Below are 14,378 nucleotides of genomic sequence, written 5' to 3' on the forward strand. Positions count from 1 at the left end.
CGGATGCCCACAAGAGGAAAATGTTAGTAGCGGCTTGTTTTTGACATTAAACAAGCACCCTATTCACAATAGCGCCGGATAACGTCACATGATGTGACGTTTTCTTAGTACTTTCTTCTTCGTGGGCGTCTCGTAAACGCATCGAGTTCCCGACGGTGCGGATCGGGTGCCCCCAAAGGCACCATGAAAACGCACTTTCAGCCAGCCAACGACCACCATCGTTCCGACACGCTCCTGATCTTTCTGCCTGGCGCGTACCTCAAGCCCGAAGAATTCGAGCGCGAAGGCTTCATCAGCGCCGTGCGGGAGCGCCACCTCGCAGCCGACTCGCTGCTGGTCGACGCGGACGTTTCCTACTACTACGACCAGACGCTCAGCGAGCGCCTGCATGCGGACGTCATCGAGCCGCAGCGTGCCAAGGGCTACACCTCGATCTGGCTCGTGGGCATTTCCATCGGTGGCTTCGGCGCATTGATCCACGAACTGGCGCGGCCAGGTTCGGTCGACGGCATCGTGGCACTGGCCCCATACCTGGGCCGCCGGGTGCTCGGCGCGGAGATCAAGAAGGCCGGCGGCCTGCGCACCTGGCAGGCACCCACCGGGCCGCAGCCCGACGAAGAACCCGATCGCAAGCTCTGGCCCTTCTTCCAGCAGTACCTGGAGCCGCAGCCTTCCAAGGACCTGCCTCAGCTCTACCTGGGTTTCGGCCTGGCCGACCGCTTTGCCAGCAACCACAAGCTGCTGGCGGACGCCCTGCCCCCGGGGCGCGTGTTCACCACCGAAGGCGGCCACGACTGGCCCGAGTGGCGCCAGCTCTGGCGCAATGTGCTCGACGTGCTGCCGCTGCCTTCTTCGCGCGGCCGCATACGCAACCAGTCGGTTACGCGCTTTCCGGTAGCGACGCCTCGGCCGTCAGCGATGCCATCGGCCATCGCGGCCTGACGTCGAAGGCATAGCGCTCGCTGGCCTGCGACAGGCCCGATTGCAGCCGCATGGCAGCGGCCATGGCGATCATGGCGCCGTTGTCGGTGCACAGGTGCAGCTCGGGGTAGTGCACGCGCACCTTGCGCTTGGCACACGCGGCATTCAGCTGTTCGCGCAGGTTCTTGTTCGCCCCCACGCCACCGGCCACGACGAGCCGCTTGAGCCCCGTCTGGTCGAGCGCGGCGAGCGATTTCTTCAACAGCACCTCGACGATGGCCGCCTGCGTGGACGCCGCCAGGTCGGCCTTGTTCGCTTCGAGCTGATCGCCCAGCTTCTTCGCCTGCGTGAGCACGGCCGTCTTCAGGCCCGCAAAAGAAAAATCGAGATCGCCACTGTGCAGCAGCGGCCGCGGCAGCTTGAAGGCAGTGGCGCTGCCGCCTTCGGCCAGCTTCGCGAGCCAGGGGCCGCCCGGATACGGCAGGCCCATGAGCTTGGCGCTCTTGTCGAAGGCCTCGCCGGCCGCGTCGTCGATGGTTTCGCCGAGCAGTTCGTAGCGCCCCACGCCATCGACCCGCATCAGTTGCGTATGACCACCCGAGACCAGCAGCGCGACGAACGGAAACTCCGGCGGATCGGCGCTCAGGAACGGCGACAGCAGGTGCCCTTCGAGGTGATGCACGCCCAGCACCGGCTTGCCCAGCGCCACGCCCAGCGCGCAGGCCACGCCCGCGCCCACGAGCAGCGCGCCCGCGAGGCCCGGGCCGCGCGTGTAGGCCACCACGTCGATCTCGCCCAGCGAACGGCCCGCCTCGGCCATGACGGCCTCGGTCAATGGCAGCACGCGGCGGATGTGATCGCGGCTGGCCAGCTCGGGCACCACGCCGCCGTAGGCCTGGTGCATGGCGATCTGGCTGTGCAGCGCGTGCGAACGCAGCAGCGGCAGCGCGTTGCCGTGCGACTCGACCAGCGCCACGCCGGTTTCATCGCAGGATGATTCGATTCCCAACAAAAGCATGGCGCCGAGTGTAGGTGGCGCCTGCCGGGCACGCCCGCCAAGGGACAAGCGGCGCCCCGAGGCACGGATGTTGCAGTGACGCTGTGCCCCCTGCCCTTCGCGCGCTGCCTCACCATGAAATCCGGACTGAACTTTCTGATCGCCGCCCGCCGCTGCGAAATCGACGAGCTGGACCAGCTCGCCCGCACCAGCGACCTGGTCGGTGTGATCGGCCGGTTGGTCCATGCACTGCAGCGCGAACGCGGCATGTCGAACGTATTCCTGGCTTCGCGCGGCGGCCGCCTCGCCGACCAGCGCGATCCGCAGATCGCCGAATGCCTGTCGCTCGAACAGGAAGTGCGCGCCGGTTTCGACCAGCTCGAAACCGAGGCCCGGCACCGCGCCGGCCCCGGCAACGGTGCCCGCCTCTTCAGCCGCATCGCCTGGGTGTTGCCGGGGCTGGACGCGCTGCCCGCATTGCGCCGCCGCATCGGTGCGCTCGAACTGAAGCCGGCGCAAGCCACCGCCGCCTTCGCGAAGCTCATCGCGGGCCTGCTGTCGGTGGTGTTCGAAGCGGCCGATGGCGCGACCGACCCCGAAATCTCCCGCCTGCTGGTGGCCATGTTCAATTTCATGCAGGGCAAGGAGTTCGCGGGCCAGGAGCGCGCATTCGGCGCCGCCGCACTGGCGGAAGGCCGCAGCGACGAAGCACAGCGCCTGCAATGGCTGCACCTGATCGAATCGCAGGAGCGCTGCTTCCAGGTCTTCACCGATTTCTCGGACGCGGCACTGCTGGTGCTCTGGCGCGAGAGCCAGTCCGACGCCACGCTGGCCGAGCTGGAACGCATGCGCCGCATGGGCGCCACGTCCGCGCCGGCTGCGCCCGCGGGCATCGCCGGCACCCAGTTGAGCCAGACGTGGTTCGACTGCTGCACCCGCCGCATCGACGCCATGAAGACCGTCGAAGACCGCCTGGCCGCCGACCTGCGCGCGCTGTGCGGCCACAAGACCGCGCAGGCGCGCAGCGAGCTGCAGAAGTACCAGGAAGTGCTCGGCACCCTGGCACCACAGGCCGACAACAGCGCCATGTTCTTCGACGACGCCGACGCGCAGGCCGCCGCGCCCGCCCAGTTCGGCCGCCACCTGGAACGCTCGGTGCTCGACATGGTCCAGGAGCAGTCGCACCGGCTGCAAGCCATGGGCGACGAACTCGAAACCGTGCGTGCCTCGCTCAACGAACGCAAGATCGTCGAGCGCGCCAAGGGCCTGCTGATGGCGCACCGACGCCTGAGCGAAGAAGAGGCACACAAGATGCTGCGCCAGACCGCGATGAACCAGAACCGTCGCCTCGTCGATGTGGCCGAGTCGGTGCTGGCGATGGCCGACTACCTGCCGCTCGACACACCGCCCCCGCGCTGAAGGCCGAAGACGGTTCGAGTTGGTGCAGTGCACAACAAGCGTGCATCTCACGTCTCAAGAGGCCTCAGGCCCATGCCGCCCGCAACGGCCTTGCACCGCCAGCTACCCTTTTCATAGCAAATCAGGCATCCGTCAGCTTGGCACACAGCTTGCAACACTGAAGCCATAGACCACCAGGTCTCCAGGCAGGCGGCACCCAATGGCGGGTGTCACCCACCGAACCGGACAAAGGCGTCCTTATCCGCGGGGCTCGTTTTCGAGCAGCCCCGCGCGGTGAGGACGCCTTTCTTGTTTTTCGCTTTGCTTTTTCTTTGTCATCTGTCCCGCCTTCAACCGGAGCCCGCCCCATGACCGACCTGCTCAAAACCCGCCTCAGCCGACGCCGCGTCCTGCAAGCCGCCGCCATCGGCGCCGTGGGCATCGACCCCGCGCTGCGCGCCGCCGTCTGGGCCCAGGGCTCGGACAAGCCCGAAAAGGAAGAAGTGAAGATCGGCTTCATCCCGCTGACCGACTGCGCCAGCGTGGTCATGGCCTCGGTGCTGGGCATCGACAAGAAGTACGGCGTGAAGATCGTCCCCAGCAAGGAAGCGAGCTGGGCCGGCGTGCGCGACAAGCTGGCCAACGGCGACCTCGACATGGCCCACGTGCTCTACGGCCTGGTCTACGGCATGCACCTGGGCCTGAGCGGCCCGAAGAAGGACATGGCCGTGCTCATGACCCTCAACAACAACGGCCAGGCCATCACGCTGTCGAAGAAGCTGGCCGACAAGGGCGCGGTCGATGCCGCCTCGCTCGCCAAGCTCATCGCCAGCGAGAAGCGCGAATACACCTTCGCCCAGACCTTCCCCACCGGCACGCACGCCATGTGGCTCTACTACTGGCTCGCCTCGGCCGGCATCGACCCGTTCAAGGACGTGAAGAACATCACCGTGCCGCCGCCGCAGATGGTGGCCAACATGCGCGTGGGCAACATGGACGGCTATTGCGTCGGCGAGCCCTGGGGCCAGCGCGCCATCATGGACGGCATCGGCATCACGGCCATCACCACGCAGGACATCTGGAAGGACCATCCCGAGAAGGTGCTCGGCTGCACCGCCGACTTCACGAAGAAGTACCCCAACACCGCGCGCGCCGTGACCGCCGCCATCCTCGAGGCCGGCAAGTGGATCGACGCCGGCCTGCAGAACAAGAACAAGATGGCCGAGACCATCGCCGACAAGAGCTACGTCAACACCAGCGTCGATGCCATCAACCAGCGCATCCTGGGCCGCTACACCAACGGCCTGGGCAAGAGCTGGGACGACCCCAACCACATGAAGTTCTACAACGGCGGCGCCGTGAACTTCCCGTACCTGTCGGACGGCATGTGGTTCCTCACGCAGCACAAGCGCTGGGGCCTGCTGAAGGACCACCCCGACTACCTGAAGGTGGCCACCGAGATCAACCGCATCGACATCTACAAGCAGGCCGCCGCCGCCACGCAGACGCCGGTGCCCAAGGACGCGATGCGCACCAGCAAGCTGTTCGACGGCTCGGTGTGGGACGGCAAGGACCCGAAGAAATACGCCGATTCGTTCAAGCTTCATGCATAGGGAGAACAACATGGTCAGTGCCGTCTTTCATTCGCCCCTGGATACGTCCCTTGCGCCCCCTCTTCAGCGTACGGGAGAGGGCAGGAGCGAGGGTGTGCCCCGCGCCGAGGTTGCCCCCCACCCCAACCCTCTCCCAAAGAAGGAGAGGGAGCAGAAGCAACGCGCGCCGATCGACCTGCGTGCCTTCTGGATGCGCGTGCTGCCGCCGCTCGCCGGCTTCGGCCTGCTGGTGCTGATCTGGGAACTGGTGGCCATGAACAGCACCACCGGCTTTCCCACGCCGTATGCCACCTGGCAACAGGCGCTCACGGTGTTCAGCGATCCGTTCTACAGCAAGGGCCCGAACGACCAGGGCGTGGGCTGGAACGTGCTGTCGTCGCTGCAGCGCGTGGCGCTGGGCTTCGGCCTGGCGGCGCTGGTGGGCATTCCGGCGGGCTTTGCCATCGGGCGCTTCGAGTTTCTCTCGCGCATGTTCAATCCGCTGATCAGCCTGCTGCGCCCGGTGTCGCCGCTGGCCTGGCTGCCCATCGGCCTGCTGGTGTTCAAGGGCGCCAACCCGGCCGCCATCTGGACCATCTTCATCTGCTCGATCTGGCCGATGGTCATCAACACCGCCGTGGGCGTGCAGCGCGTGCCCAGCGACTATATGAACGTGGCGAAGGTGCTGAACCTGAGCGAATGGAAGATCCTCACCAAGATCCTCTTTCCCGCCGTGCTGCCCTACATGCTGACCGGCGTGCGGCTCGCGGTCGGCACCGCATGGCTGGTGATCGTGGCGGCCGAGATGCTGACCGGCGGCGTCGGCATCGGCTTCTGGGTGTGGGACGAGTGGAACAACCTCAACGTCGCCAACATCATCATCGCGATCTTCGTGATCGGCATCGTCGGGCTGGTGCTGGAGTTCGCGCTCATCAAGCTGGCCACCGCGTTCACGTTCGAAGAGGTGAAGTCATGAATGATGACTCGAAGTACATCGAGATCCACGGCGTCGAACAGGCCTTCAAGACACCCAAGGGCCGCTTCCTCGCGCTGCGCGACATTCACCTGAACGTGGCCAAGGGCGAGTTCATCACGCTGATCGGCCACTCGGGCTGCGGCAAGTCGACGCTGCTGAACCTGATCGCCGGGCTCACCACGCCCACCGAAGGCGTGCTGCTGTGCGCCAACCGCGAGATCAAGGGCCCCGGCCCCGAGCGCGCGGTGGTGTTCCAGAACCATTCGTTGCTGCCCTGGCTGACCTGCTTCGAGAACGTGTACCTCGCGGTCGAGCGCGTGTTCGCGGCCTCGGAAACCAAGGCCCAGCTGCGCGAACGCACCGATGCCGCGCTCGCACTGGTCGGCCTCACACCCGCCGCGCAGAAGCGCCCCGGCGAAATCTCCGGCGGCATGAAGCAGCGCGTGGGCATTGCACGCGCGCTGTCGATGGAGCCCAAGGTGCTGCTGATGGACGAGCCCTTCGGCGCGCTCGACGCCCTCACCCGCGCCAAGCTGCAAGACGAGCTGCTGGCCATCGTGCAGAAAACGCAGAGCACCGTCGTCATGGTCACGCACGACGTCGACGAGGCTGTGCTGCTGAGCGACCGCATCGTGATGCTCACCAACGGCCCGGCCGCCACCATCGGCGACGTGCTCGCGGTGGACATCGCCCGTCCGCGCAACCGCGTGGCGCTGGCCGAAGACCCGGCCTACGTCCATGCCCGCAAGGCCGTGATCGACTTTCTCTACACGCGCCAGGCGCATGTGGAAAAGACCGCCGCCTGAAGCCGTTCGTCCGCAGGAGCACAACACCATGGACATGCGCGTGAAGAAACAGAAGCTCGTGATGGTCGGCAATGGCATGGCCGGCGTGCGCACCATCGAGGAGCTGCTGAAGGTCGAGCCCGACCTCTACGACATCACCGTGTTCGGCGCCGAGCCGCACCCGAACTACAACCGCATCCTGCTGTCGCCCGTGCTGGCCGGCGAGCAGACGGTGGACGAGATCATCCTCAACCCCTGGAGTTGGTACGAAGAGAACGGCATCACGCTGCATGCCGGCAAGAAGGTGGCGTCGGTCGATCGCGTCAAGCGCATCGTGCGCGCCGAGGACGGCACCGAGGCCGCCTACGACCGCCTGCTGTTGTGTACCGGCTCCAACCCCTTCATGCTGCCCGTGCCCGGCGCGAAGCTCGACGGCGTGATCGCCTACCGCGACATCGCCGACACGAACCTGATGATCGAAACCGCCAAGACGCACAGGCATGCGGTGGTCATCGGCGGCGGCCTGCTCGGGCTCGAAGCCGCCAACGGTTTGATGAAGCGCGGCATGCAGGTCACGGTCGTGCACGTCATGCCCTGGCTCATGGAACGCCAGCTCGACGAGGTGGCAGGCAAACTGCTGCAGAAGTCGCTGGAAGACCGCGGCATGAAGTTCCTGATGGGCGCGCAGACGCAGGAACTCGTTGGCGACGCGGACGAAGGCAAGGCCGGCCGCGTCAAGGCGATCCGCTTCAAGGACGGCACCGAAGTCCCCACCGACCTCGTCGTGATGGCCGTGGGCATCCGCCCCAACACCACGCTGGCCGAGAGCATGCGGCTGCACGTCAACCGCGGCATCGTGGTGACCGACACCATGCAGACCGTGACCGATGCGCGCATCTACTCGGTGGGCGAATGCGCGGCGCACCGGGGCATCGCCTACGGCCTCGTGGCACCGCTGTTCGAGCAGGCCAAGGTGGCGGCCAACCACCTGGCGCTGTTCGGCATCGGCCGCTACACGGGCTCGCTCACATCGACCAAGCTCAAGGTCACGGGCATCGACCTGTTCAGCGCGGGCGACTTCCAGGGCGGTGAAGGCAGCGAAGAGATCGTGATGAGCGACCCCTTCGGCGGCGTCTACAAGAAGCTGGTCATCAAGGACGACAAGCTGGTCGGCGCCTGCCTCTACGGCGACACGGTGGACGGCAGCTGGTACTTCAAGCTGCTGCGCGACGGCCGCAGCGTGCACGACATCCGCGACAAGCTGATGTTCGGCGAATCGAACATCGGCGACACCGGCCACGAGGGCCACAGCAAGGCCGCGAGCATGCCCGACGATGCCGAGGTCTGCGGCTGCAACGGCGTGAACAAGGGCACCATCTGCAAGGCCATCAAGGACAAGGGCCTGTTCACGCTCGACGAAGTGAAGAAGCACACCAAGGCCAGCGCAAGCTGCGGCTCGTGCACCGGCCTGGTCGAGCAGATCCTGATGTTCACCGCCGGCGGCGACTACTCCGCCACGCCCAAGAAGAAGGCCGTGTGCGGCTGCACCGACGTGAGCCACCAGGACGTGCGCGACGCGATCCGCAAAGAGCACTACCTCACGCACGACGAGGTGTACCGCAACCTCGGCTGGCGCACGCCCAACGGCTGTGCCACCTGCCGCCCGGCCATCAACTACTACCTGATCAGCACCTGGCCCAAGGAGGCAAAGGACGATCCGCAGAGCCGCTTCGTCAACGAGCGCAGCCACGCCAACATCCAGAAGGACGGCACCTACTCGGTCATCCCGCGCATGTGGGGCGGCCACACCACGCCCGACGAACTGCGGCGCATTGCCGATGCGGCCGACAAGTACAAGATCCCGACCGTCAAGGTCACGGGCGGCCAGCGCATCGACCTGCTGGGCGTGAAGAAGGAAGACCTCGAAGGCGTGTGGAAAGACATCGGCATGCCCAGCGGCTTTGCCTACGCCAAGTCGCTGCGCACGGTGAAGACCTGCGTGGGCAGCGAGTGGTGCCGCTTCGGCACGCAAGACTCCACGCAGATGGGCAAGGACCTGGAGCGCGCGCTGTGGGCCATGTACTCGCCGCACAAGGTCAAGCTGGCCGTGTCGGGCTGCCCGCGCAACTGCGCCGAAGCCGGCATCAAGGACGTGGGCGTGATCGGCGTCGACTCGGGCTGGGAGCTGTACGTGGGCGGCAACGGCGGCATCAAGACCGAAGTGGCGCAGTTCCTCGTGAAAGTGAAGACCAGCGAGGAAGTGATGGAGTACGCCGGCGCCTTCCTGCAGTTGTACCGCGAGGAAGGTTGGTACCTGGAGCGCACGGTGCACTACATCTCCCGCGTGGGGCTCGATTACGTGAAGAAGAAGATCCTCGAAGACGCCGAAGGCCGCAAGGCGCTGTGGGAGCGGCTGCAGTTCGCGCTCGACGGCGAACCCGATCCGTGGTTCGAGTCGGCGCAGGCGTCGGTCGACGTGCGGCAGTTCACGCCGATCGCGGCATGAGCGGAGTGCGTGGTTTGAAACGACGTGTCTTCATCGCTTCCGCGGCACTGGCCAGCGTGGGGGTCCGCGCGCAGGTGGCGGACCTCAACGACGCCATCAACAAGGCGGGCCGCCAGCGCATGCTGTCGCAGCGCGCGAGCAAGGCCTATCTGGCACTGGTGCAGAACGTCGAGTCGCGCAATGCGCAGCAGGTGCTGGACCGGTCGATCGTGCTGTTCGAACGCCAGCTGGCCGAGCTCAAGACCTTCGCGCCCAGCCCCGCCATTCGCGGCACCTACGACGCGCTCGGCGGCGCATGGAACGACTTCAAGCGCGAGCTGACCGGCACCGCGCCGAGCCGCGACGAAGCCGCACAGGTCGTCAAGCTCGACGCCGCCGTGCTCGCACTCGCACACCAGGGCACCACGCAGTACGAGGCGGCCTCGGGCAAGCCGGTGGGCCGCCTGGTCAACATCGCGGGCCGCCAGCGCATGCTGTCGCAACGCATGGCCAAGTTCTACCTGGCTGGCGCCATGCGCATCGACCCGGCTGGCAGCGTGGTCGAGATCGGCAAGGCGCGCACCGAGTTCGTTGCCGCGCTTGAGCTGCTGCGCAACGCCCCCGAGGCCACCGCGCAGATCAAGGAAGAACTGGTGCTGGCGGATGCGCAATGGATGTTCTTCAACCGTGGCCTGCAGCGCCTGGAAGGCGCCGGCACGTCGCCCGGCCTGATGTCCGACGTGTTCGTCACCAGCGAGAACCTGCTGGCGATCATGGACCGCGTGACCGGCCTGTACGCCGACCTCAAGACCTAAGGAGGCCCCATGAGCGAATGGAAAGTCATCTGTCGCATCGACGACATCCCGGTGCTCGGCGCACGCCGCGTGGCACGGCCCACGGGCGTGGACGTCGCGGTGTTCCGCAATGCCGCAAACGAGGTGTTCGCGCTGCTCGACCGCTGCCCGCACAAAGGCGGCCCGCTGAGCCAGGGCATCGTGTTCGGCAACAGCGTGGCCTGCCCGCTGCACAACTGGGCGATCGGGCTGGACGACGGCTGCGCGAAATCGCCCGACGAAGGCTGCACGCCGCGCTTTGCGGTGAAGCTCGAGGATGGCGTGGTGCATCTCGATGCGCGCGAACTGGCGACGCATGCGGTGGACCTGCCGCGTCCTGTCGCCGGGCCGAAGGCTTTCGCGGTCTTGTCCCCTCTCCCTCTGGGAGAGGGCTAGGGTGAGGGCCGCGGCGTGAGCACGGGCAACAGCGTGTCCTTGGGGCACGCCGCGAGCCCCCACCCCAACCCTCCCCCGGGAGGGGAGGGAGCGATGCGAGAGACCCGCTCTACCTGCCCCTACTGCGGCGTGGGCTGCGGCGTCATCATCGAATCGAGCGGCGACGAGATCACCGGCGTGCGCGGCGACCCCGACCACCCCGCCAACTTCGGCCGCCTCTGCACCAAGGGCTCGACGCTGCACCTCACGGCCAGCGCCACGGTCACGCGCCAGACCCGTCTGCTGCAGCCGATGCAGCGCACCGCGCGCGGCGACGCGCCGATGGTGATCTCGTGGGACACCGCGCTCGACAACGCCGCCGGCAAGTTCGCGCAGGTGATCCACGACCACGGCCCCGACGCGGTCGGCTTCTACGTTTCGGGCCAGCTGCTGACCGAGGACTACTACGTCTTCAACAAGCTCGCCAAGGGGTTGGTCGGCACCAACAACATCGACACCAACTCGCGCCTGTGCATGAGCAGCGCGGTCGCCGGCTACAAGCAGACGCTGGGTGCCGATGCGCCGCCGGCCTGCTATGACGACCTGAAGCACGCGCAGTGCCTCTTCATCGTGGGCAGCAACACGGCGTGGGCGCACCCGATTCTGTTTCGCCGCATCGAGGACGCGAAGGCGGCCAACCCGGCCCTCAAGATCATCGTGGCCGACCCGCGCCGCACCGACACGGTCGAGATCGCCGACCTGTTCCTGCCGATCCAGCCCGGCACCGACGTGATGCTCTTCAACGGCATGCTGCACCTGATGCTGTGGGAAGGCTGGATCGACACGGCCTACATCGCGGCCCACACCAACGGCTTCGATGCACTGAAGGCGACGGTGCGCGAATGCACGCCCGACAAGGTGGCGCAGGTGTGCGGCATCGGCAAGGACGACCTGCTCGAGGCAGCGCGCCTCTTCGCCACCTCGCCCGCCACGCTGAGCCTGTATTGCCAGGGCCTGAACCAGTCGTCGAGCGGCACCGCGAAGAACGCGGCGCTGATCAACCTGCACCTGGCGACCGCGCAGATCGGCAAGCCGGGCGCCGGCCCGTTCTCGCTGACCGGCCAGCCCAACGCGATGGGCGGGCGCGAAGTCGGCGGCCTTGCCAACCTGCTGAGCGCGCACCGCGACCTGGCCAACCCGCAGCATCGCGCCGAAGTTGCGGCGCTGTGGGGCGTGCCCTCGGTGCCCGAGAAGCCCGGCAAGACGGCGGTCGAGATGTTCCAGGCCGCCGCCGATGGCGAGATCCGCGCGCTGTGGATCGCCTGCACCAACCCCGCCCAGTCGATGCCCGACCAGGCCACCGTGCGCCGCGCGCTCGAACGCGCCGAATTCGTCGTGGTGCAGGAAGCCTTTGCCACCACTGCCACCTGCGCCTTCGCCGACCTGCTGCTGCCCGCCACCACCTGGGGCGAGAAGGAAGGCACCGTGACCAACAGCGAGCGCCGCGTCTCTCGCGTGCGCCCGGCCGTCGCGGCACCGGGCGCGGCGCGCAACGACTGGTCGATCGCGGTGAGCTTCGCGCGGCGGCTCGAAGTGCTGCTGGGCCTTCGCAAGCCCACGCTGTTCCCTTACGAGACCGCCGAATCGGTCTGGAACGAACACCGCGAATCCACACGCGGGCGCGACCTCGACATCACCGGCATGAGCTACGCCATGCTGGAGGTCGCCGGCCCGCAGCAATGGCCGCTGAAGGAAGGCGAAAGCACCGGCCGCGCGCGCCTCTACGAAGACGGCGTGTTCCCCACGCCCGATGGCCGCGCCCGCTTTGCCGATACCGTCTACAAGCCCGTGGCCGAAGCGCGCGAGGCCCGCTACCCCTTCTCGCTCAACACCGGCCGCCTGCGCGACCAGTGGCACGGCATGAGCCGCACCGGCACGGCCGGCCGCCTGTTCGGACATGTGTCCGAGCCGGTGGTGCAGATGCATGCGCAGGACATGGCGCGGCGCCAGCTCAAGGAAGGCGAGCTGGTGCATGTGACGTCCAAACGCGGCTCGATCCTGCTGCCCGCGCGCGCCAGCGCCGAGCTGGGCCTGAGCCAGGCCTTCATCGCCATGCACTGGGGCGAGGAATACCTGAGCGGCTGTTCGTCCAGCGGCACGCGGCTGGCCGGCATCAATGCGCTGACAACGCCGGCCTACTGCCCCACGTCGAAGCAACCCGAGCTGAAGCACACGCCGGTGAAGATCCTCAAGGCCGAGCTTCCGTGGTCGTTGCTGGGCATGGCCTGGCTGCCTGCCGACAGCGCACTGAGCGCACACCGTGCGTTACAGCCGCTGATGGCGTTGTTTCCGTTCGCGACCTGCGTGCCGTTCTCGGGCAACACGCCGGGCGCAGAGCGCAGCGGCATCCTGTTTCGCGCCTCTGCGCACGATGCACCGGCCGATGCGCTGCTGGTGCAGATCGAAGTCCTGCTCGGCCTGCAAAGCTTCGACACCCTGCGCTATGCCGACCGCCGCCGCGGCCAGCGCCGTTCGGTACGGCTCGTGCGCCGCAGCGACGACAGCGCGGGCCTCGAAGCCTTCCTGCTCGCCGGCGACACCAGCGCCGAAGCCTGGATCGCCACGCTGCTGCGCGAGGAACTGCCCGCACAGAGCTACGGCCGCCTGCTGCTGTCGCCCGGCGCGCGGGCGCCGCTGGCGGTGCAGTCGCGCGGCAAGCCGGTGTGCACCTGTTTCAACGTGACCGACCTGGCCATCGAGGCGGAACTTGGCCGGTGCAATGGCACACCCGATGAGCGGCTGGCGGCGCTGCAGGGGGCGCTGAAATGCGGCACGAACTGCGGGTCGTGCATTCCGGAACTCAAGCGGATGGTGCGGGCGACGCCGGCAAAGGCCGAAGCCGGAGCCATGGCGGTGGCGCCATGACCCCATGTCTTGCTCCCTCCCCTCCCGGGGGAGGGCTGGGGTGGGGGCAAGCGGCGCATCCATCGCGCGCCCTGCCCGCCCCCATCCTGACCTTCCCCCGGAGTGGGAAGGGGCAAGACAGAGGCATAAGCCGACTCACATTCCGGCATAAGCGTTGCAGGACAATCCGCACACCCATGGGAATCAGCCAATACATCAAGGAAATCGGCCGCGGCGCGCGAGGCGCCAAGCCGCTCACGCGCGAACAGGCCACCGACCTGTTCGGCCAGGTGCTGGACGGCACCGTCACCGACCTGGAGATCGGCGGCTTCTGCCTGGCCATGCGCATCAAGGGCGAGACGCCGGAAGAAATGGCCGGCTTCCTCGACGCCACGCATGCGCGGCTGCACCACATTCCCGCCACCGACCGCCCACTGATCGTGCTGCCCAGCTACAACGGCGCGCGCAAGCTGCCGGTGCTCACGCCGCTGCTGGCGCTGCTGCTGGCGCGCGAAGGCCTGCCGGTGCTGGTGCATGGCAGCGCGAGCGAAACCTCGCGCGTGCTGGCGTCGAACGTGCTCGCGGCGATGGACATCCCGCCGCTCACGGCCATCCGCCCCATCGCACCTGGCGAAGTGGCCTTCGCCCCCACCGAGCTGCTGAACCCCGCGCTGAAGCGCCTGCTCGACGTGCGCCGCGTGGTCGGCCTGCGCAACCCGGGCCACAGCGTGGTCAAGCTGATGCAGCCCACGGCCGGCCCCAGCGTGGTGGTCGCGAGCTACACGCACCCCGAATACGCCCGCACCATGGGCGAGACCTTCGAGCTGATGGGCATGACCGCCCTGCTCTCGCGCGGCCTCGAAGGCGAGGTGGTGTCCGACCCGCGGCGCACCGCGCAGATCGACGGCTTCGTGCGCGGCGCGCGCACCGAACTTCAGGCGCAGGCCAGCGGCACCGCCGCCGACGTGCCGGGCCTGCCGAAAGAAATCGACGTTGCCACCACGGCCGGCTACACGCGCCGCGTGCTGAGCGGCGAGCTTCCCGTGCCCGAGGCCATCGCCACGCAGGTCAGGCACATCGCGCAACTGGCATCCCACGCATGAGCACCACGG

Annotated in this window: 11 protein-coding genes; 10 read left to right on the plus strand and 1 reads right to left on the minus strand. The window is 67.3% G+C overall.

Translation table 11 applies throughout. The annotated features are described in order from the left end of the window. The first annotated feature begins 183 nt into the window (after positions 1 to 183). Positions 184 to 942 carry an alpha/beta hydrolase-fold protein gene (locus ACGLHS_RS23210; protein ID WP_093239270.1) on the plus strand — a complete coding sequence of 253 codons (759 nt, stop codon included), beginning with the start codon at positions 184 to 186 and terminating at the stop codon, positions 940 to 942. Here ACGLHS_RS23210 and tsaD read toward each other — a convergent pair. Next, on the minus strand, positions 881 to 1,939 hold the full coding sequence (tsaD, locus tag ACGLHS_RS23215) for a tRNA (adenosine(37)-N6)-threonylcarbamoyltransferase complex transferase subunit TsaD (protein WP_394483626.1): 1,059 nt from the start codon (positions 1,937 to 1,939) through the stop codon (positions 881 to 883). The genes ACGLHS_RS23210 and tsaD overlap by 62 nt on opposite strands. Positions 1,940 to 2,053: 114 nt before the next feature. On the opposite strand from tsaD, the gene ACGLHS_RS23220 reads away from it, so the two are divergent. The 9 genes from ACGLHS_RS23220 (at position 2,054) to ybiB (ending at position 14,369) form a co-directional block, all read left to right on the plus strand. Then, a complete protein-coding gene (locus ACGLHS_RS23220) occupies positions 2,054 to 3,337 on the plus strand; it encodes a nitrate- and nitrite sensing domain-containing protein (RefSeq protein WP_394483628.1) in 1,284 nt (427 codons plus the stop codon). Positions 3,338 to 3,684: 347 nt separating this feature from the next. Further along, a complete protein-coding gene (locus ACGLHS_RS23225; RefSeq protein ID WP_093239267.1) occupies positions 3,685 to 4,929 on the plus strand; it encodes a CmpA/NrtA family ABC transporter substrate-binding protein in 1,245 nt (414 codons plus the stop codon). A 10-nt stretch (positions 4,930 to 4,939) separates the two neighbouring features. Further along, on the plus strand, positions 4,940 to 5,884 hold the full coding sequence (gene ntrB / locus ACGLHS_RS23230) for a nitrate ABC transporter permease (RefSeq protein ID WP_394483630.1): 945 nt from the start codon (positions 4,940 to 4,942) through the stop codon (positions 5,882 to 5,884). After that, positions 5,881 to 6,690: an ABC transporter ATP-binding protein gene (locus ACGLHS_RS23235; RefSeq protein ID WP_394483632.1), complete on the plus strand. Its 810-nt coding sequence runs from the start codon at positions 5,881 to 5,883 to the stop codon at positions 6,688 to 6,690. The genes ntrB and ACGLHS_RS23235 overlap by 4 nt, the downstream gene beginning before the upstream one ends. A gap of 28 nt (positions 6,691 to 6,718) precedes the next feature. Continuing rightward, positions 6,719 to 9,175, plus strand: a complete 2,457-nt coding sequence (gene nirB, locus ACGLHS_RS23240; protein ID WP_394483634.1) for a nitrite reductase large subunit NirB — start codon at positions 6,719 to 6,721, stop codon at positions 9,173 to 9,175. A gap of 14 nt (positions 9,176 to 9,189) precedes the next feature. Then, positions 9,190 to 9,969 (plus strand): type IV pili methyl-accepting chemotaxis transducer N-terminal domain-containing protein, encoded by a 780-nt coding sequence (locus ACGLHS_RS23245; RefSeq protein WP_394483636.1) that lies wholly within the window; start codon positions 9,190 to 9,192, stop codon positions 9,967 to 9,969. 9 nt (positions 9,970 to 9,978) lie between these two features. Then, a complete protein-coding gene (gene nirD, locus ACGLHS_RS23250; protein ID WP_394483638.1) occupies positions 9,979 to 10,383 on the plus strand; it encodes a nitrite reductase small subunit NirD in 405 nt (134 codons plus the stop codon). A 93-nt stretch (positions 10,384 to 10,476) separates the two neighbouring features. After that, complete coding sequence (locus tag ACGLHS_RS23255) at positions 10,477 to 13,287, plus strand: molybdopterin-dependent oxidoreductase (protein ID WP_394483640.1); 2,811 nt, start codon at positions 10,477 to 10,479, stop codon at positions 13,285 to 13,287. A 176-nt stretch (positions 13,288 to 13,463) separates the two neighbouring features. Further along, positions 13,464 to 14,369, plus strand: coding sequence for a DNA-binding protein YbiB (gene ybiB, locus ACGLHS_RS23260; RefSeq protein ID WP_394483642.1), 906 nt, complete (start codon positions 13,464 to 13,466; stop codon positions 14,367 to 14,369). Positions 14,370 to 14,378 lie beyond the last annotated feature (9 nt).

The sequence above is a fragment of the Variovorax sp. VaC1 genome, assembly GCF_043658315.1.
Lineage (GTDB): Bacteria > Pseudomonadota > Gammaproteobacteria > Burkholderiales > Burkholderiaceae_C > Variovorax.